At 74.0% G+C, this 17693-nt stretch carries 13 protein-coding genes; 9 read left to right on the top strand and 4 right to left on the bottom strand.

What is annotated here, in order from left to right:
- Nucleotides 1–48: 48 nt before the first annotated feature.
- On the top strand, nucleotides 49–711 hold the full coding sequence (locus tag ABT263_RS07445) for an LppU/SCO3897 family protein (protein ID WP_352288546.1): 663 nt from the start codon (nucleotides 49–51) through the stop codon (nucleotides 709–711).
- A gap of 61 nt (nucleotides 712–772) precedes the next feature.
- Nucleotides 773–1801 (top strand): LppU/SCO3897 family protein, encoded by a 1029-nt coding sequence (locus ABT263_RS07450; RefSeq protein ID WP_352288549.1) that lies wholly within the window; start codon nucleotides 773–775, stop codon nucleotides 1799–1801.
- A gap of 74 nt (nucleotides 1802–1875) precedes the next feature.
- On the opposite strand, the gene ABT263_RS07455 is transcribed toward ABT263_RS07450, so the two are convergent.
- Nucleotides 1876–3324, bottom strand: a complete 1449-nt coding sequence (locus ABT263_RS07455) for a CCA tRNA nucleotidyltransferase (RefSeq protein ID WP_380387651.1) — start codon at nucleotides 3322–3324, stop codon at nucleotides 1876–1878.
- A 381-nt stretch (nucleotides 3325–3705) separates the two neighbouring features.
- Here ABT263_RS07455 and ABT263_RS07460 point away from each other — a divergent pair, with 381 nt between their 5' ends.
- The 7 genes from ABT263_RS07460 to trxA all read left to right on the top strand — a co-directional run bounded on the left by ABT263_RS07460 (nucleotide 3706) and on the right by trxA (nucleotide 14591).
- Nucleotides 3706–6252 carry a DUF6049 family protein gene (locus tag ABT263_RS07460; RefSeq protein WP_352288551.1) on the top strand — a complete coding sequence of 849 codons (2547 nt, stop codon included), beginning with the start codon at nucleotides 3706–3708 and terminating at the stop codon, nucleotides 6250–6252.
- A gap of 61 nt (nucleotides 6253–6313) precedes the next feature.
- A complete protein-coding gene (gene murJ, locus ABT263_RS07465) occupies nucleotides 6314–8842 on the top strand; it encodes a murein biosynthesis integral membrane protein MurJ (RefSeq protein ID WP_352288554.1) in 2529 nt (842 codons plus the stop codon).
- A gap of 305 nt (nucleotides 8843–9147) precedes the next feature.
- On the top strand, nucleotides 9148–11052 hold the full coding sequence (locus ABT263_RS07470) for a protein kinase family protein (RefSeq protein WP_352288557.1): 1905 nt from the start codon (nucleotides 9148–9150) through the stop codon (nucleotides 11050–11052).
- An 89-nt stretch (nucleotides 11053–11141) separates the two neighbouring features.
- Nucleotides 11142–11924: an RNA polymerase sigma factor SigM gene (gene sigM / locus ABT263_RS07475; RefSeq protein WP_352288633.1), complete on the top strand. Its 783-nt coding sequence runs from the start codon at nucleotides 11142–11144 to the stop codon at nucleotides 11922–11924.
- Nucleotides 11921–12931 carry an RsmA family anti-sigma factor gene (locus ABT263_RS07480; protein ID WP_352288560.1) on the top strand — a complete coding sequence of 337 codons (1011 nt, stop codon included), beginning with the start codon at nucleotides 11921–11923 and terminating at the stop codon, nucleotides 12929–12931. Before sigM ends, ABT263_RS07480 begins: the two co-directional genes overlap by 4 nt.
- 270 nt (nucleotides 12932–13201) lie before the next feature.
- Complete coding sequence (gene trxB, locus ABT263_RS07485) at nucleotides 13202–14167, top strand: thioredoxin-disulfide reductase (protein ID WP_352288563.1); 966 nt, start codon at nucleotides 13202–13204, stop codon at nucleotides 14165–14167.
- Between the two features lie 97 nt (nucleotides 14168–14264).
- On the top strand, nucleotides 14265–14591 hold the full coding sequence (gene trxA, locus ABT263_RS07490) for a thioredoxin (RefSeq protein ID WP_329488790.1): 327 nt from the start codon (nucleotides 14265–14267) through the stop codon (nucleotides 14589–14591).
- A 119-nt stretch (nucleotides 14592–14710) separates the two neighbouring features.
- Here trxA and ABT263_RS07495 read toward each other — a convergent pair whose 3' ends face one another.
- From ABT263_RS07495 to ABT263_RS07505, 3 genes are all read right to left on the bottom strand, one after another.
- Nucleotides 14711–15328: a GNAT family N-acetyltransferase gene (locus ABT263_RS07495; protein ID WP_352288565.1), complete on the bottom strand. Its 618-nt coding sequence runs from the start codon at nucleotides 15326–15328 to the stop codon at nucleotides 14711–14713.
- A 125-nt stretch (nucleotides 15329–15453) separates the two neighbouring features.
- Nucleotides 15454–16545, bottom strand: coding sequence for a ParB/RepB/Spo0J family partition protein (locus tag ABT263_RS07500; protein ID WP_352288568.1), 1092 nt, complete (start codon nucleotides 16543–16545; stop codon nucleotides 15454–15456).
- Nucleotides 16542–17534: a ParA family protein gene (locus ABT263_RS07505; protein WP_329488793.1), complete on the bottom strand. Its 993-nt coding sequence runs from the start codon at nucleotides 17532–17534 to the stop codon at nucleotides 16542–16544. Before ABT263_RS07505 ends, ABT263_RS07500 begins: the two co-directional genes overlap by 4 nt.
- Between the last annotated feature and the right edge of the window lie 159 nt (nucleotides 17535–17693).

A 17693-nucleotide genomic window follows, 5' to 3' on the forward strand; every position in this document is an offset into this window, starting at 1 on the left:
ACGTCAGATCTGTCGGAGCGACAGCACTCTGTCTCGGGGGAGAACCTGATGAGCACACCGCCCGGTCCGTACGGGCCGCCGCCCCAGTACGGCTATCCGCAGGCCCCCGGGCCGGGCGTTCCGCCCCAGGGCGGACCGCCGTACGGTGCTCCGCCTCCGCAGTACGGGCCGCCCCAGCCGGCGCCCGCCGGCTACGGACAGCCGCCGGCCTACGGCTACCCGGCCGCGCCGCCGCCCGCCCCGGCCGCCCCCGGGTACGGGCAACCCCCGTACGGTCCGCCGCCCGGCGGCCAGGCCCCGTACGGCCAGCAGCCGCCGTACGGGCAGCAGCCCCCGTACGGGCAACCGCCCGCCGAGCCGGCGCGCAAGACCGGGACCAAGGCCAAGCTGAAGGCCGGCGTCGCCGTGGTCGGCGGCGCCGCGCTGGTCGTCGGCTACTTCGTCAGCGGCCCGAGCGTCAGCAGCGCCAAGGCCGGCGACTGCGTCAAGGCCAGTGGCTCGCGCAGCGTCGACATCGTCAAGTGCACCGACAGCAAGGCCAATTACAAGGTGCTGGCCACGTTCGACAGCACCGACACCAGCCGCTGCAGGCAGACCGTCGGAACGACCAGCACCGTCTCGGGCAAGAGCGGGCGGCGCTGGAACAAGAAGCGCTACGTGCTCTGCCTCGGTCCGCTGACCACCGGTGTGCCGCCGGTCAAGAAGTCCTGACCCCTTCTCCTCACCGCTCACCTTCCACGGGGGACCCCCTTTGTCCGTTCCACCTCCCCAGATGCCGTACGGCGCCCCGCCGCCGGCCGACGCCAACCCCTACGCGGCCGGCAATCCGTACGGCGCCCAGCCGCCGCCCCCGGCCCCGCCCGGCTACGGCTACCCCGCCGCGCCGCCGCCGGCCGCACCCGGGTACGGCGTGCCCGCCCAGCCCGCACCGCCCGGTTACGGCTACCCGCAGCAGCAGGCCGGGTACGCCCAGCAGGCGCCCCAGGGCGGACCGGTCTGCCGGTTCTGCGGCGGCTTCCCCGCCGTGGAGACCACCGTCCGCGGGCACCAGGGCATCATCATCGTCATGCGGTTCCTGAAGCAGCCGGGGCCGTTCTGCCGCACCTGCGGCACCGCGGTGGTCCGCGACATGTCCGCCCGCACCCTGGTCCAGGGCTGGTGGGGCTACCTGTCCTCGATCATCACGCCGATCACCCTGCTGCGGAACCTGGCCGCGCACAACAAGATCAAGGACCTGCCGCCGCCCGCCCCCGGCACCCACGGCCCGCAGCTCGACCCGGGCGTCCCGCTGACCAAGCGGCCGCACATGCTGATGCTGCTGCTGCCGATCCTCTCGATCACGTCGTTCGTCATCCTGATCACCACCGGCGCGCTGCTCGGGGCGAACCACCGCAGCGCCACGCCGTACCACCCGATCGTGCTGCCGCCGCCGGCCACGGTGTCCATGCCCCCGATGCCGTCCTTCTCGCTGCCGCCGATCCCGGAGATCACCACGCCGGGTGCGGCGAAGCCGTCCTCCCCGGCCGGGGCCTCCTCGGTGCCCAGCGACATCGACCGGGCCAAGGCCGGCGACTGCCTGCGCAACGAGAACGGGACGGGTGCCACCCACGACCCCAACCCGCGGATCACGATGCTCGCCTGCTCCGACTCGCGGGCCCAGTACAAGGTGCTGCGCAAGATCCTCGCCTCCAGCGACGACAAGGCGTGCGACAACGTGCCGAACTCGGACAGCAGCTACACCCGCGAGGCGTCCACCGCGGCGCTGAGCTACGTCCTCTGCCTCCAGGGGATCAACGGCTGACGGCCCACCGCCACGACGCGGGAGGGGTGGTCCGGGGAGTCCCCGGGCCACCCCTCCGGCGTGCCGCGCCCTGCTCAGCCCTGCTGGGCCGCCCACCAGGCACGGAGGGCGGCGACCGCCTCCTCGTGCTCCAGCGGGCCGTGCTCCAGACGCAGTTCGAGCATGTGCTTGTACGCCTTGCCGACCTGCGGACCCGGCTTGAGGTCGAGCAGCTCCATGATCTGGTTGCCGTCCAGCGCGGGGCGGACGGCGTCCAGCTCCTCCTGGGCCTTCAGCTCGGTGATCCGCTCCTCCAGCCCGTCGTACGTCCGGGAGAGCGCCGCCGCCTTCTTCCGGTTGCGGGTGGTGCAGTCGGAGCGGGTCAGCTTGTGCAGGCGCTCCAGCAGCGGCCCGGCGTCGGTGACGTAGCGGCGCACCGCCGAGTCGGTCCACTCGCCGCCGCCGTAGCCGTGGAAGCGCAGGTGCAGCTCGACCAGGCGCGAGACGTCCTCGGTGAGCTCCTTGGAGTACTTGAGCTCACGCATCCGCTTGCGGGTCATCTTGGCGCCGACCACCTCGTGGTGGTGGAAGGAGACCCGGCCGTCGGACTCGAAGCGCCGGGTCCGCGGCTTGCCGATGTCGTGCAGCAGCGCGGCGAGGCGCAGCGTGAGGTCGGGGCCGTCCTGCTCCAGGTCGATGGCCTGCTCCAGGACGGTCAGCGAGTGCTCGTAGACGTCCTTGTGCCGGTGGTGCTCGTCCCGCTCCAGCTTCAGCGCCGGCAGCTCGGGCAGCACGTGGTCGGCCAGGCCGGTGTCGACGAGCAGCCGCAGGCCCTTCACCGGGTGGGCGGCGACCAGCAGCTTGTTGAGCTCGGCCTGGACCCGCTCGGCGGAGACGATGGTGATCCGCTCGGCCATCGCGGTCATCGCGGCGACCACCTCGGGGGCCGGCTCGAAGTCCAGCTGGGCGGCGAAGCGGGCGGCCCGCATCATCCGCAGCGGGTCGTCGGAGAAGGACTCCTCCGGGGTGGCGGGGGTGCGCAGCACCCGGGCCTCCAGGTCGTCCAGACCGCGGTGCGGGTCGACGAAGCCGCGGCCGGGCAGGTCGACGGCCATCGCGTTGACGGTGAAGTCACGGCGGACGAGGTCCTGCTCGATGGTGTCGCCGTAGGTGACCTCGGGCTTGCGCGAGGTGCGGTCGTACGCCTCGGAGCGGTACGTGGTGATCTCGATCAGGAAGGAGCCCTGCGGGGTGTCCTTGCGGGCGCCGACGGTGCCGAAGGCGATGCCGACGTCCCAGACGGCGTCCGCCCAGCCCTTCACCAGCTTCAGGACCTCGTGCGGACGGGCGTCGGTGGTGAAGTCCAGGTCGTTGCCGAGGCGGCCGAGCAGCGCGTCCCGGACCGAGCCGCCGACCAGCGCGAGCCGGTGCCCGGCGGCCTGGAAGCGGCGGGCGATCTCGTCGGCGACCGGGGACACCCGGAGCAGTTCCTGCAGCCCCCGGGTCTGCGCCTCGCTCAGCCCTGGAACGGCCTGGGTGGCGATGCTGGAATGATGGGCGCCGGACTCGTGGGCGGTGGGCTCATTGGCAGTGGACACGGCTCACAAGGGTACGTGGCCCGGCGGCCCCGCTGCCCGCGCGTTTTCCGGTGCTCACCCCAAGGCCCGCAACACTGCACCACCCGCTGCATCGTTACCATGCCGGGTGGAGCGAGTCTCGGGCACCGGCGAGGAGCCGCGGTGCCGCGCGCCGGCACGGCCGACCGGACCGTCGGGCGGACGCGTTCCTCACCACCGATCCACCGATCTACCGATCTACCGATCTACCGATCTACCGATCCACGGCCGGTCCTCTCCGGCCGGCGGGACATCCGCAGCAGTACAGCATCAAGCAGCGAGCAATCGAGAACGGCGAGGGCGAAGCGCGTGGGCGAGCCGGCACGGCACTCGGGCCTGGAGGCGGACGGACACCCTGGGCGGGCCTGCGAACGCACCGGAGGCGGCGCCGACGGGCGGGGCCCGGGGCGCCGCCCGGCGCGTGCCGTCCGGCGGCTGGCGGCCGTCCTCGGCGCCGCGCTGGCGCTGCTCCCGGCCGTGCCGGCCGGAGCGACCGGGGCGTCGCCCGCCGGGGGCGGCCGTCCGGCGGCCGGGACGGCGGTCTCCGCCGAGTACCCGGTGGTGATGACCATCGACGGCGTGAACAAGCCGGTGGCCGTCCAGAACGGCACCGTGACGATCACCGGGCAGGTCACCAACGCCGGTCAGTCGGTGCTGAAGTCGGCCCACGCCGCGGTGCGCAAGCCCTGGCAGGGCCGGCCGCTGACCACCCGCAGCGATCTGACCGTGACCGCCGGGCGGACCAACCCGGTCGGCGCGGACGGCGTCGACCTGGACAGCCCCCAGTACGCGCTGAACGAGCTGGGCCCGGGCCAGAGCCAGCCGTTCACGCTGAGCGTCGCGGTGGCCGACCTCCAGCTGTCCGGCGGTGAGGGCGTCTACGAGCTCGCCGTGGACGTCTGGGGCTCGACCGGCGACAACCAGCACGACCGCCCGCTGGGCATCGCCCGCACCTTCCTGCCCTACACCCCGTCCACGGCCGAGGCGCAGCCCTCCAAGCTCACCACCGTCTGGCCGCTGGTCCACGCCCCGGTGCTGGCCGCGCAGACGATGTCCGACAACGACCAGAGCATCCCGGTGCTGCGCGACGACAGCCTGGCGGCGGAGTTCGCGCCGGGCGGCCGGCTCTACGAGCTGGTGGAGACCGGCGCCACGCTGCCGAACCTGACCTGGGTGGTCGACCCGGACCTGCTGGACACCGCGTTCGCGATGACCAAGCAGTACCGGGTGCAGAAGCCCGGCACGGAGAAGAAGGCGGCGAAGGAGGACAACACCGTCGCGGGCAGCGGCTCGGCGGCCGCCACGGCCTGGCTGGAGAAGCTGCGGGCCGCCGTGGCGAAGGCGGGCAGCCAGGTGGTGTCGCTGCCGTACGCCGATCCGGACCTCGCCTCGATCGCGCACAACGCCGCCGAGCTCCCGGGGGTGGACGCCGCGCTCGGCAAGGCCGCCACGGCGGGCCGGCTGACCGTCGAGGGCCGGCTGGCGGTGGACACCCGCTCGGACGTGGCCTGGCCCTACCAGGGCTACCTGGACCAGCAGATCGCGGCGATGTCCCAGCGCACCGGCAGCTCCCTGGTGCTGGTCAACGGCGCGAGCCTGCCGGAGCCGGACGCGTTGAAGTACACCCCGACCGCCGTGCGCCCGATCGGCGGCGGACAGAACGCGGTGGTGGCCGACGAGACCGTCTCCGCGCTGTTCGACCGGGACCTGAACACGCCGCAGGAGCAGATCCTGGCGGTCCAGCGCTTCCTCGCCGAGACCTTCGTGATCTCCCGGCAGGAGCCGCAGAACCCGCGCGGTCTGCTGGTGATGCCGCCGCGCGACCTGACCGCCGGCACCGCCAAGGCGCTCGCCACCGCCGTGCTGGCGGCGCAGGCCGGCAGGTGGGTGGACCCGGTCAAGCTGGACACGCTCGCCCAGGCCGCGGCCGATCCGAAGGCCAACACCGCCGTCCCGGCGGCCACCGACTACCCGTCGCAGGCCCGGGCCTCGGAGCTGCCGTCCTCGGCGCTGACCGACACCATCAGGATCCAGAGCGATCTGGACACCCTGATGCGCGTGCTCACCCTGCCCCAGCGGGTGCGCGGCCCGTTCAGCGCCGCGATGGTCCGCTCGATGTCGACCGAGTGGCGGGCGCAGGCACCGGAGGGCTCCGTCTACCGGGACGGCGTGGCGGGCTACCTCAGCGAGCTGACCAAGGCGGTGTACGTCCCGAAGAAGAACGTCATCACCTTCGCCGGTGACACCGGGGTGCTCCAGGTCAGCGTGCGCAACGACCTCACCCAGCCGGTCACCAACCTCAAGCTGGTGCTGCTCCCGGGCCAGGCCAACCGGCTCAAGATCCGGCCCGCCGAGGAGCTGGTGCTGCCCGCTTCGCAGAGCGTCACCCTGCGGTTCCCGGCCGAGGCCCAGAACAACGGGCCGGTGTCCGTGACCGCCCAGCTCTGGACCACCGGGCCGAACCCGCAGAAGTACGGCGAGGCGCAGGTCTTCACCGTGGAGGTCACCTCGGTGACCAACGGGGTGCTGTACGTCTTCGGCGGCGGTCTGGTGCTGCTCCTGCTGGCGGCCCTGCGGTTCTTCCGCCAGCGCAAGCGCCGGGCGGAGGACGACGGCGACGAGCCGTACGGCGACGCGCCGCTGGACGACCAGCCGCTCGACGACGCCCCGGCGGCCGGCGACGGGGCGGCCGACCGGCCGGCCCGGCCCGAGGGGGCGGCGGACCGGACGGAGCCCGCGGCGGCGGACGGGGACGGCCCGCAGGGGCCGGAGCGTGGAGGAGCCGCGCAGACACCGCGCGGCAGCACCGCAGATGGCCGGGATCGGACCACCAGTGATGAGAAGGTTGGTCCTTGACACCGCCGATACCCGCCCGTTTTCTCCGGGGCGGCCTCCCCCACGACATCGAAGAGGTGACATGACCGGGCGCAGCGAGGAGCGGCCGCCGGGCCGCGGTGAGGGCCGGCCGGGTGCCGAGTCGCCGTCCGGCGACTGGTACGTGGCCGACACCTACGCCCAGGACCCGTACGCGGCCGACGCGTACCAGGGTCCCCAGGACGGCCAGGACCCGTACGGTCTGCGGGCCGCCCGGCCGGCCGAGCCGCAGCCGCCGGTCGCCGCGTACGACGTGCCGCCGCAGTTGCCGCCGCAGAACGGCGGCTACCCGACGCCGGTCCCCCCGGCGACGTTCGCCCCGCCCGTCCCGCCGGTGCAGCCCGGCTGGGACACCCCGGTGCAGCAGGGCGCGGCCCACCAGGGCGCGGCCGAGCAGCCGGTGGCGGCCTGGCAGCAGGGCGCGCCCCACTGGGAGCAGCCGGCCCCGGTCGGCGGCCAGTGGGGCGGCCAGGAGCAGCCGCACCAGCAGCAGTGGCAGCCCGGCCCGGCGCATTCGGCCTGGGACTCCGAGAGCACCGAGTACGTGGGGGTGGACGACCTGTTCGGCGGCCGGTCCGCCGAGGCCGCGGCCCGCCCGCCGGCCCAGCAGCCGCCGGCTCCGCAGCCGCCGGCTCCCCCGATGACGGCCCAGCCGCCGGTCGGACCGGCGCCGTTCCCGTCCTCCGCGCCGTTCCCCCCGGCCGGCGCGTACCACGGGAACCCGGGCCACCCCGGTCCGCAGGGCTACCGCAACGGTCCGGAGGGGCAGCGCCCGTTCGTGCCGCCGATCGAGTTCGACCCGCCGCTCTCCGAGGAGGAGGCCACCATGCAGGTGGCGGCGGTCCAGCTGCCGCCCGCGGTGGAGCCGCTGGAGGAGCTGGCCGCGGAGGCGCCCGCCGCACCGGCCCCCGCCCCCGCCACCGGCGGCGGCAAGGTGTCGAGCCTGCTGAACTCCAGCGCCATCATGGCGGCCGGCACGCTCGTCTCCCGCGGCACCGGCTTCCTGCGCACCATGGTGATCGCCGCCGCGATCGGCCTGGGCGTGATGGGTGACTCCTACAACGCGGCGAACACCCTGCCCACCCTGCTCTACATCCTGATCGGCGGCGGCGCCCTGAACGCCGTCTTCGTGCCGCAGCTGGTCCGCAGCATGAAGAACGACGCGGACGGCGGCACGGCCTACGCGAACCGGCTGCTCACCCTGGTGATGGTGGGCCTGGCCGGGGTGACCTTCGTGGCCGTGCTGGGCGCTCCGCTGCTGGTGCAGCTGATCGCGCACCCGCTGATGGGCAACGCCGCCAGCGCCGACACCACGGTGGCCCTGGCCCGGTACTGCCTGCCGACCATCTTCTTCATGGGCGTCCACGTGGTGATGGGGCAGATCCTCAACGCCCGCGGCCGCTTCGGCGCGATGATGTGGACCCCGGTCCTGAACAACATCGTGGTGATCTTCACCTTCTCCGCCTACCTCTGGGTCTACGGCGGCGCCGGCACCACCCAGGTCAGCCCGGAGACGATCTCCCCCGAGGGCGTCCGGCTGCTCGGGATCGGCACCCTGGTCGGCCTCGCCGTCCAGGCGCTGTCGATGGTCCCGTACCTGCGGGCGGCCGGCTTCCACTACCGGCCGCGCTTCGACTGGCGCGGCCACGGCCTGGGCAAGGCCGCCCGGCTGGCCAAGTGGACCTTCTTCTTCGTGCTGGCCAACCAGGCCGGCTACCTGGTCATCACCCAGCTCGCCACCTCGGCCGGGGACTCCGCCGCGAAGGGCGGCCACGGCGGTGTGGGTCTCGTCGCCTTCTCCAACGCCCTGCTGATCTGGCAGCTGCCGCAGGCCGTCATCGTCGTCTCGATCATGAGCGCGGTGCTCCCCCGGCTCTCCCGGGCCGCCGCCGACGAGGACGCCGGCGCGGTGCGCGACGACCTCTCGCACGGGCTGCGCAGCACCGCCGTGGCGGTCGTCCCGGCCGCGTTCCTGTTCCTCTCGCTCGGCCCGGCGATCGGCCGCGCGATCTACGCGGTGGGCGGCAACGACGTCGCCCTGGACAACGCCACCAACGTCGGTCTGATGCTCTCCGCCTTCGCCCTGGGCCTGATCCCGTACTCGGCGCAGTACGTGATGCTGCGCGGCTTCTACGCGTACGAGGACACCCGGACGCCGTTCTCCAACACCGTCTGGGTGGCGGCCTGCCAGGCCGTGTTCTCCCTGGTCTGCTGGATCGTCCTGCCGTCCGAGTGGGTCGTGACGGGCATGGCGTTCGGGTACGGTCTCGCGTACGCCGTCGGAGTGACGGTGGCGGTGCCCAAGCTGAAGAAGAAGATCGGCGGCCTGGACACCAAGCGGATCGGCAAGACCTACACCCGGCTGATCACCGCCTGTGTGCCGGCCACCCTGGTCGGGCTGGGCGTCAGCCTGGCGGTCCAGCAGGTCATCGACGGCTGGACCGGCAGTGTGCTGACCATCGTCCTGGCCGGCGGCGTCCAGCTGGCCGTCTTCGTGCTGATCGCGAAGAAGCTGCGGATCGAGGAGCTGAACGCCATGCTGGGCATGGTGCGCGGCCGACTGGGTCGCTGACCCTTCGTACCAACCGGTCCGTCCGGGCGGCGCCCTGACCGGGCGTCAACCGGACGGACCGGACTCTCCGCCCCCACGGGCGGGTGCTGGGCCGCCGTCGGTGTCCGGGATCGCCCGGGACCGAGCCGGCGGCCCAGTGTCGGATCTGCACCACATCTCTCCACCGGCACGCAACCGCGGGTACCTTTCAGCGGTCGTACTCGGTGGAGAAGAGTGGGCACAATTGTCCTGGAGCACAGGGCCTCGGCCCGAGCGCTCCAGCGACTCTCTCAGGCCGGGGCGACACAAGGGGAGGCAGGACCACGGTGGCTGATGGCACCAAGGCGGTCGTCGACACGTCAGCAGCTGACGGGGCGGCGGACGAAGCCGCACTGGCCGCGGCGATCGACGAGCTCGCCGAGACGGCCCCGTCCACCACGTCCGGCGAGGACGCCGAGGACGCCGACGAGGACCGGGCGAAGCCCGCGCGCCCCGCCGGCGAGGAGACCTCGGAGATCACCGCGCCGCTCTCCGCCGACGAGATCCGGGCCGAGCTCGCCGCCCGCGAGGCCGGGCCCAAGCCGGCCGCGGCGCCCGCCGGCCGGCCCTCCGGGCGCCCCCCGCAGGACCCGCAGCCGACCCACGACCCCCGTGACACCGCCACCCTCCCGCGGACCCTGCCCGCCCCGCTGCGGCACAGCGGCGACAAGGTCGGCCACCGGTACCGGCTGGAGGAGTGCATCTCCCACACCGAGACCTTCAGCAGCTGGCGGGCGGTCGACGAGAAGCTGCGCCGGGCCGTCGGCGTCCACCTGATGGCCTCCGGTCACCAGCGCGCCCGGGCGGTGCTGGCGGCCGCCAAGTCGGCCGCGCTGCTCGGCGACCCGCGCTTCGTCCAGGTCCTGGACGCCGTCCAGGAGGGCGAGCTGGTCTACGTCGTGCGGGAGTGGCTGCCGCACGCCTCCGACCTCGCCAAGCTGCTCGTCACCGGCCCGATGGAGCCGCACGAGGCCTACCAGATGGTCCGCCAGGTCACCGACGCGGTGGCCGCCGCCCACCGGCGCGGCCAGGCGCATCTGCGGCTCACCCCGCGCTGCGTGCTGCGCACCGACAGCGGCCAGTACCGGATCAACGGCATCGCCGTCGACGCCGCCCTGCGCGGTCTGCCCGCCGAGGGCGCCGACGAGGACGCCGAGCGCACCGACACCCGGGCCATCGGCGCCCTGCTGTTCGCCGCGCTCACCCACCGCTGGCCGTTCCCGGAGGACCGCTACGACCTCCAGGGCCTGCCGAAGGACCTCCGCGACGTCCCGCCGGACCAGGTCCGGGCCGGCGTCCACAAGGGCCTGTCCGAGCTGGCCGCGCGCGCCCTGTTCGACCAGCCGCCGCACCACGCGGAGCCGATCTCCACCCCGGAGGAGCTGGCCAGGGCGATCGCGCTGATGCCGCGGATCCGCCCGCCCGAGCCGGAGCTTCCCGCCTTCGCCCCGCCGCCCCGGCACACCACCCACGCGCTGCCCACCGCGCCCAACCCGACCCGGGTGGTGGCCGCCCCCGGCGCCGGACCGGCGCCCGCCCCGGCCCGTCAGGCCCCGGTCCGGCGCACCCGCCGCCGGCTGCGCCGGGCGCTCAAGGTGACGGCCTGGACGGTGGCCCTCGGCGCGATCGGCGTCGCCTCCTGGCAGCTGGTGGACCACCTGCGCAACCCCGGGACGTCGGTGGCCGCCGCCGACCCCTCGCCCTCCGGGACGTCGCCGACCGCGCACACCGCCCCGCACCCGCCGGTGCCGATCCAGATCAAGGACGCCCAGGCGTTCAGCCCCTCGGGCGAGAACAAGTACTCCCCGGCCAAGGCCTTCGACGGCGACGCCGGCACGTCCTGGGTCAGCTCCTGGTACAACGACCAGCTGGGCCCCAAGCCCGCCCTCCGGGACGGCATCGGCCTGCTGCTCGACCTCGGTTCCCCGCAGGCCGTCAGCTCGGTCAGCGCGCAGTTCGTCGGCAGCACCACGGCGGAGTTGCGGATCCCCGGCCCGCAGGCGGCCGGCGACCCGGCCAGGGCGCAGCCGGGCGACTTCACGGCGGTCGGCAAGCAGAGCGGCACCACGCTCGACTACGCCCTGGAGAAACCGGTCACCACCCGCTACCTCTTGCTCTGGATGACCAGCCTGCCGAAGGATACGGACGGCAAGTACAAGGCCTACGTCTCCGAGGTCAAGGTCTCCGGCTGACCGGAGCCCGACCGGGCGGGCACGGCAGGACGCCGCGCCCCGCCCGACGGGGGCGGGGCGGCAGGACACGGAACGGGCGAGGGGTGGCAGTGGCGGACGGGGCCGACCGGACGGACGACGACGCGGCGCTGCTCGCCCGGCACGTCGCCGGCGACCGGGCCGCCTTCGGCCTGCTGGTCGACCGCCACCGCGACCGGCTCTGGGCGGTCGCCCTGCGCACCCTGGGCGACCGCGAGGAGGCCGCCGACGCCCTCCAGGACGCGCTGGTCTCCGCCTTCCGCGCCGCCCACACCTTCCAGGGCCGCTCGGCCGTCACCACGTGGCTGCACCGGATCGTCGTCAACGCCTGCCTGGACCGCGCCCGGCGCACCGCCGCGCGGCGCACCAAGCCGCTCGACGACGACCCGCAACGCCTCGACGCCATGGTCGGCTCCGCCGAACCGGCCGACTCCCCGGTGGTCCGCGCCGAGCTGCACCGGGAGGTGGCGGCGGCGCTCGGCGAGCTGGCGCCCGAGCAGCGGGCCGCGCTGGTCCTGGTCGACATGCAGGGCTACCCGGTCGCCGAGGCGGCCGAGCTGCTGGGCGTGCCGGTCGGCACGGTGAAGAGCCGCTGCGCCCGCGGCCGGGCCCGGCTGCTGCCCCTGGTGCGGCACCTGCGCGAGGGCCGCGGCGCCGATGCTCCACCCGCAGCCGATGTTTCACGTGAAACAGGGCCGTCGGGAGCAGCCTCCCCGGACGGCGCCGGGCCGTCGGGAACCGCCCCGGGCGGCCGCGCCGCGCCCCCGGGGAACCCGTCCGGGGCCAGGACCGTCAGAGGAACGGGCCCCGACACCGGTCGGCCCGTTCTGGAAGGAGACGCGAGCACGCGATGACGGCCCCCCTCTCCTCCCCCGACCCCGTCGGAGCGCACCCCTCCGTCGACGAGCTCGCCGACCTCGCCGAGGAACTGGTCGAGCCCGCGGCCGCCGAGGCGCTGCGGACGCACCTGGCCGGCTGCGCCGACTGCCGCGAGACCGCCGAGGCGCTCGCCGGGCTCGCCACCCTGCTGGCCGGGGCACCGGCCCCGGTGATGCCCGCCGACATCGCGGCGCGGCTGGACGCGGCCCTCGCGGCCGCGGCGGCCGACGCCGACCCGGCCGACCCCGGGACGCCCCCCACCACGGCTCCCGACGGCCCCCACACGGGCACCGGGGCCCCCTCCCGGTCCATGGACCCGGCCGCCGCCCCGCGCCCTGCCACAGCCCCCCTCGGGCCGCCCCGGCGGCCGGCCACGGCGAACTCCGCCACCGGTCCGGGCCGCCACCGCCCGCGCCGCCGACGGGCCGCGGTCCTGCTCGGCGCCGCGGCCGCGCTGCTCGCGGTCGGCCTCGGCAGCTCGCTGCTGCTGCGGCCGGCCGAGCGGCAGACGGCGGACACCGCCTCCGCCCGGGCCGCCGCGACGGCTCCCTCGGCCGGCCCCAAGGCGCAGCTCTCGACCGGCGGCACCGCGTACCAGGACGACCGGCTCGCGGCCCAGGTGCAGCAGCTGCTCGCCCGTACCGGCGCGACCCCCGACGGCCGGGCCGAGACGTCCGGGTCCGCCGCGCCACCGGCCGACGGCGGACCGGGGCTGGGCCCGGGCGCGACCCGCAAGCCCTCCGCCCCGTCCGCGCCGGCACCCACCGACGGCGGACCGGGCCTCGGCCAGGGCGGTAGCGCCCCGGCCTGCCCGGCCCCCGCCGACGGACCGCTGCTGGCCTCCGAGCGCGGCAGCTACGCCGGTGACCCGGCCGAGCTGCTGGTGTACGGGGTGCCGGGCAGGGCCGACCGGGTCGACGTCTACCTCCGCGCGCCGGACTGCGGCCCGGTGCTGCTGCACCGCACCGTCCCGGCCCCCTGACCGGCGGGCCGGCCGGCGCCCCGCGGCAGGCCCGCCGAAGAGGCGCACCCATGGGCCGCGGGCGCGCCGGGAGGCCGGCCCCGGCCGCCCGCCGCGCCCGCACCGTTCCCGTGCGATCCACGCCGGGTGCGGCCCGGCACTCCCACACTGCGGGCGCCTGGTGCCGATCGGCCTGGGAATGCGAGAGACTGGTCAGTCGTTGTCCCGGGCGGCGGAGCAGGACCGCCCTCCCCGCCCTAGCGCGGGTCGCGATGCGAACCAGGAGATGCAGTGAGCGACGTCCGTAACGTGATCATCATCGGTTCCGGCCCGGCCGGCTACACGGCTGCGCTCTACACCGCCCGTGCCGCCCTCAAGCCCCTCGTCTTCGAGGGCGCCGTCACCGCCGGTGGCGCGCTGATGAACACCACCGAGGTCGAGAACTTCCCCGGCTTCCGGGACGGCATCATGGGCCCCGAGCTGATGGACAACATGCGCGCCCAGGCCGAGCGCTTCGGCGCCGAGCTGATCCCGGACGACATCGTGGCCGTCGACCTCACGGGCGACATCAAGACCGTGACGGACTCCGAGGGCAACGTCCACCGGGCCCGCGCCGTGATCGTCACCACCGGTTCGCAGCACCGCAAGCTCGACCTGCCGAACGAGGACAAGCTCTCCGGTCGCGGCGTCTCGTGGTGCGCCACCTGCGACGGCTTCTTCTTCCGCGACCAGGACATCGCCGTGGTCGGCGGCGGTGACACCGCCCTGGAGGAGGCCACCTTCCTCTCCCGCTTCGCCCGCAGCGTCACGATCATCCACCGCCGGGACACCCTGCGTGCCTCCAAGGCGATGCAGGAGCGCGCCTTCGCCGACGAGAAGATCCGCTTCGAGTGGGACAGCGCGGTCGAGGCGATTCACGGCGACCCGAAGCTGAGCGGCGTCACCCTGCGGGACACCACCACCGGCGAGACCCGCGAGCTGGCCGTCACCGGTCTGTTCATCGCCATCGGCCACGACCCGCGCACCGACCTCTTCAAGGGTCAGCTGGAGCTGGACGCCGAGGGCTACCTGAAGGTCGAGGCCCCCTCGACCCGGACCAACATCCCGGGCGTCTTCGGTGCCGGCGACGTCGTCGACCACACCTACCGCCAGGCCATCACCGCCTCCGGCACCGGCTGCTCCGCCGCGCTGGACGCCGAGCGCTACCTGGCCTCGCTCGCCGACCTGGAGGCCGCGGCCGCCACCGTGGCGGTCTGAGCACCCCCCACCGACCCACCCCGCCGGGCAGAAACAGAACGGGCCCGCCCGTTGTTCTCCTGGCAGCACCCCCTCCGCACCACCCCGAGGAGTTCCCGTGGCCGGCGCCACCACTACCGTCACCGATGCGACGTTCAAGGCCGACGTCCTGGACAGCGACAAGCCCGTCCTGGTCGACTTCTGGGCCACCTGGTGCGGCCCGTGCCGCCAGGTCGCCCCGATCCTGGACGAGATCGCGGCTGAGCACTCCGACAAGCTGACCATCGCCAAGCTCGACGTCGATGCGAACCAGCAGACGGCCGCCCAGTACAACGTCATCTCGATCCCGACGCTGATCGTCTACAAGGGCGGCGAGCCGGTGAAGTCCATCACCGGTGCCCGTCCGAAGGCCGCGCTGCTGCGCGAGCTGGCCGACTTCCTCTAGGCCGTCGGCCCTGGGCCCCCGGGCCCGGTTCCGGCCGACACAGCGCGATGGCGGCGCCCCCACCCCGGGGGCGCCGCCATCGTCGTTCCCGGCTGCCCGGTTCCCCCGGACGGCGCGGCTCAGAACGGTCGCAGCGCGGGCTCCTTCCGGCCTCCGCCCAGCAGCCGCTCCAACGCGCCCTCGACGTCACCGCGCCAGGACAGCGTGGTGCGTGCCTCCAGCCGCAGCCGCGGGTAGCGGTGGTGCGGCCGGATCGTCTTGAAGCCGACCGCCAGCAGATGATCGGCCGGCAGGACACAGCTCGGCGACTGCCGACCGACCGCGCCGAAGGCCTCGATCGCCCGGACCCCGCGCCCCATCAGGTCCTTGGCCACCGTCTGCACCAGCACCCGGCCGAGCCCCTGCCGCTGGTAGCCCGGGAGCACGCGGCTGATCATCAGCTGAACGGCGTCCGGCGAGACCGGACTGGTCGGGAAGGACTGCGACCGCGGCACGTACGCCGGCGGGGCGTAGAGCACGAAACCGGCGGGGTCGTCGTCCACGTAGACGACCCGGCCGCAGGATCCCCACTCCAGCAGCACCGCGGAGATCCAGCCCTCCTTCTCGGCCTCCGACTTCCCGGATTCGACGGCCGCCCGGCCGGTGACCGGATCCAGCTCCCAGAACACGCAGGAGCGGCAGGTCGTCGGCAGGTCCTTGAGGTTGTCCAGCGTCAGCGGAACGATCCGGCGTCCCATGCCCCGCACCTCCTCGTCCACTCCACAGTCGAGCATTCCCCCTGAACGCCGATGGGTGCATGTTTCACGTGAAACAGCCGCTCACGTGGAACATGCACCCGTCGAGATCCGTGGTCGGCCCCGGCTCAGCCCTGCGACAGCCGCAGCCCGTCCTCACCCGGCGCCAGGCTGTCCAGGATCCGGTTGAGGTCCTCCACCGAGCCGAACTCCAGGACGACCTTGCCCTTGCCCAGCTTGCCGCCGCGCTGCGAGACCTCCACCTTGACCCGGGTGTCGAAGCGGTCCGAGAGCCGGCTCGCCAGGTCGTTGAAGGCCGGCGAGAGCAGCTTGCCCGCCTGCGGTCCGACCGAGCGCTTGGGCTTCGGCTCCTGGCCGCTCATCAGCATGACGAGCTCCTCGGTGGTCCGCACCGAGAGCCCCTCCGCGATGATCCGCTTGGCCAGCTCCTCCTGGCCCTCGGCGTCCGGCACCCCGAGCACCGCCCGGGCGTGCCCGGCGGTCAGCGTCCCGGCCGCCACCCGCCGCTGCACACCCGGCGAGAGCTTCAGCAGCCGCAGGGTGTTGGAGACGTGCGAGCGCGAGCGGCCGATCCGGTCCGCCAGCTCGTCGTGCGTGCAGGAGAAGTCCCGCAGCAGCTGGTCGTAGGCGGCCGCCTCCTCCAACGCGTTGAGCTCCGCCCGGTGGAGGTTCTCCAGCAGGGCGTCCAGCAGCAGCTTGTCGTCCTCGGTGGCCCGAACGATCGCCGGGATCTGCTCCAGGCCCGCCTCCCGGGAGGCCCGCCAGCGCCGCTCGCCCATGATGAGCTCGAAGCGCTCGGGTGCGACCTGGCGCACCACCACCGGCTGGAGCAGGCCCACCTCCTTGATGGAGGCGACCAGCTCGGCCAGCTTGTCCTCGTCGAAGACCTCGCGCGGCTGACGCGGGTTCGGCGTGATCGAGTCCAGCGGCAGCTCGGCGAACCGGGCGCCGGGCACCTGTGCCAGCTCCGGTGCGGCGACCGCCTGCTCCCGCTCGGCCTGCTCCCGCAGGCTCTCGGCGGCCGCCTTGGCCGCCAGCGTTCCCCGCCCGGTCGGCAGCAGCGGCACCGCGCCCGGCGAGACCGTCCCGGGGGACACCACCGTAGCCGCCGAGGCCTGCGTCGCCGCGCCGTCGGCCGCCGGTGCGGCGGGTCCGATCAGCGCTCCGAGCCCTCGTCCCAGACCCCTGCGACCACTCACCGATTGCCCTCCGTCGTGCCGTGCTGTGCCATCGGGGCGTGCTGCCCCGGCTCGCTGCCCTGCTGCTGACCCGCCCGCTGCTGACCGACCAGCGTGCCACCGGTACCGATGCCCGGCGCCCGCATCGCCAGCTCGCGGGCGGCCTCCAGGTAGGAGAGCGCGCCGGTCGAACCCGGGTCGTAGGTGATCACCGTCTGACCGTAGCTGGGCGCCTCGGAGATCCGGACCGAGCGCGGGATCGCGGTCTGCAGCACCTCCTGCTGGAAGTGCGTCCGGACCTCCTCGGCCACCTGGGCGGCCAGCCTGGTCCGGGCGTCGTACATGGTGAGCAGGATGGTGGAGACGTGCAGCGTGGGGTTGAGGTGCGCGCGGACCAGCTCGACGTTGCGCAGCAGCTGGCCGAGGCCCTCCAGCGCGTAGTACTCGCACTGGATCGGGATCAGCACCTCCTGGCCGGCCACCAGCGCGTTGACCGTCAGCAGGCCGAGCGAGGGCGGGCAGTCGATCAGGATGTAGTCCAGCGGCTGCTCGTAGGCGGCGATGGCGCGCTGCAGCCGGCTCTCCCGGGCGACCAGCGAGACCAGTTCGATCTCCGCGCCGGCCAGGTCGATGGTGGCGGGGACGCAGAAGAGCCCCTCGACGTCCACCACCGGCTGCACCACGTCGGCCAGCGGCTTGCCCTCCACCAGCACGTCGTAGATCGACGGCACCTCGGCGTGGTGGTCGATGCCGAGCGCCGTGGAGGCGTTGCCCTGCGGATCGAGGTCCACCACCAGCACGCGCAGTCCGTGCATCGCGAGCGAGGCCGCCATGTTGACGGTGCTGGTGGTCTTGCCCACCCCGCCCTTCTGGTTGGCCACCACGATCACCCGGGTCGCGACAGGTCGGGGAAGACCCTCGCCCGCTCGGCCGATCGCCTGTACCGCAGCCTGGGCAGCCCGTGCGATGGGCGTGTCATCGATCTGGTCGATGGTCTCCGAGTCCTGCATGGGGGTCAGTGTTTCACGTGAAACCGGAGCGGCAACAGTCGCCGCCCGGCTGCGACTGAGGATTCCGGAAAGCAGGGAGCGACGTTTCACGTGAAACACCATGCCCGCAATGTCGGAATTCTGATGGTGCGACACTCCGGTGGCCGGGAGTCACCCGGT

The sequence above is a fragment of the Kitasatospora sp. NPDC001603 genome (genome assembly GCF_040298365.1).
In the GTDB taxonomy this organism is placed as follows: Bacteria; Actinomycetota; Actinomycetes; order Streptomycetales; family Streptomycetaceae; genus Kitasatospora.

Coding starts and splice junctions, on each gene's coding strand:
- ABT263_RS07445 (WP_352288546.1), top strand. CDS start 49: ATGAGCACACCGCCCGGTCCGTACGGGCCGCCGCCCCAGTACGGCTAT.
- ABT263_RS07495 (WP_352288565.1), bottom strand. CDS start 15,328: ATGGGACGCCGGATCGTTCCGCTGACGCTGGACAACCTCAAGGACCTG.
- ABT263_RS07505 (WP_329488793.1), bottom strand. CDS start 17,534: ATGCAGGACTCGGAGACCATCGACCAGATCGATGACACGCCCATCGCA.
- murJ (WP_352288554.1), top strand. CDS start 6,314: ATGACCGGGCGCAGCGAGGAGCGGCCGCCGGGCCGCGGTGAGGGCCGG.
- ABT263_RS07450 (WP_352288549.1), top strand. CDS start 773: ATGCCGTACGGCGCCCCGCCGCCGGCCGACGCCAACCCCTACGCGGCC.
- ABT263_RS07480 (WP_352288560.1), top strand. CDS start 11,921: ATGACGGCCCCCCTCTCCTCCCCCGACCCCGTCGGAGCGCACCCCTCC.